Genomic DNA, 1,782 nt, shown 5'->3' with positions numbered 1-1,782 from the left:
CCCAAAAAGGTCAAATTTACCAAACTGAGGGTCGTATTGAGCTTATCGCTCATGATATCTCTGACCACTTCCAAAACTTTAAACAGCAGCATCTAAAAGGCCAGTTGGCTTGTGATTCTAAAGCCTCAGCTATCCGTTATAAAATGGCGTTAGACAAGATTGGCAAAGTGACCTCAGTGGTTGCCATGTCACCACCTGATACCCGTGAAGGGCATGATACCGTCGATGGCGAATCAAAAGACATCGTTCAGAACTGGTGGCAAGCCAATGTCGCTAATGAGTATGGCGGTGATGAAAAAGCCTATACGAAAGCTATCATAGAAGCCTTTAGTCAAGATGATGGTCCTGACATTATGATTGTCGTTGATAAGCTATTAACGGGATTTGATGAGCCAAAAAACACCGTGCTGTATATTGATAAGCCCTTAAAGCAGCACAACCTCATTCAGGCGATTGCACGGGTAAACCGCTTGCATGAGAAGAAGCGTTTTGGTTATCTGATTGATTATCGCGGCATCTTAAAAGAGCTGGATATCACCATTGAGAAATACCAAGACTTAGCCGATCGTACGCAAGGTGGTTTTGATATCGAAGACCTTAAAGGTCTATATAACGCGATGGATACTGAGTACAAGCAGCTACCCAGACTACATAGCGAGCTATGGGCTATTTTCTCATCGGTAAAAAATAAACAAGACGGACAAGCGTTAAGGCAGGTGCTTGCACCAAAGATGCAGGAAATAGAGGGCAGAGTAGTCGATACTAAGCTCAAAGAACGTGACGACTTTTATGCAGCTTTGACCACATTTTCTAACGCCATGAAAATTGCGCTGCAATCAGCGTCTTTCTTTGAAGACAAATCATTCGATTGCAAGCGTGATCGCTACAAAGCCGATCTAAAAGCCTTTATCAATCTACGTAAGCAAGTGCGCGAAGACGCTGATGAAACCATCGACTATGATGAGTATGAAGCTGATATTCGCAACTTACTTGATAAGCATATCGCAGGGCTTGAAGTTCGTGAGGCAAAAGGTGCTTATTTGGTTGGCAACCTAGGTAAGGATGTTAAGCCTGAAGAATTAAGCGATGATGAAGCCCGCAACCAAACGGATAAAATCACTGGTCGGGTGACCAAGATGATTGAACAAGATTTGGCTGATGACCCTTATGCCCAAGAGTATTTTTCTAAATTGCTTAAGCAAGCGATTGCGGATGCCAAGGCAATGTTCGATGCGCCAGTGAAGCAGTACATGATGTTTGCTGACTTTGAGCAAGCTGTCAAAGACCGTGATGTCGCTGATGTGCCGAATGACTTTGTCGATGATAACGGTAAATTAAACAAACATGCACAGGCGTATTTTGGTTTGTTTAAGCACTTATTTGAGGCTGATTTCTTAGCGGATAAAGAGCTAGATAATGACAAGCTGGTCGCTTATGCCTTTGAGATTGATAAGATTGTTAAGACAGCCGTGGCTGAGTATTCTATTAATCCAGCAGAGATCGAAAATGCTATTAGTGTCAAATTGCTGCCAATGTTATTTATGGATTTGGGTATCGATAAAGCGCAACAGCTCATTGAGGAAGTGCTAAAGATTACCCGGCTTGGGCTATCGAGAGAAGCAAAAAGCACGAAAGAGACAAGTAGCCCACGAGCAGCAAGAGGGTAGTAAGCAATGACTGAGAATGGCGATTTTTATTATGGTGACAATAAAATCCATTATGAAGTAGTGCGTAAAGACGCAAAAAGTAAACCTCGTAAAGTTGTTATTAAAGTACATCCAG

The 1,782-nt window shown here is 42.5% G+C and carries 1 protein-coding gene; it reads left to right on the top strand.

Going from position 1 to position 1,782, the window contains the following annotated elements; translation table 11 throughout:
* Window positions 1-1,667 (top strand): type I restriction enzyme subunit R domain-containing protein (locus tag ACS8FD_RS13585; RefSeq protein ID WP_439276268.1); only part of this gene is annotated, 1,667 nt, incomplete at its 5' end.
* Between the last annotated feature and the right edge of the window lie 115 nt (window positions 1,668-1,782).

The organism is Psychrobacter sp. 1U2 (genome assembly GCF_051847575.1).
Note: the sequence above shows the minus strand (reverse complement) of the source record. Positions and strands in the feature narration are given on the sequence as shown.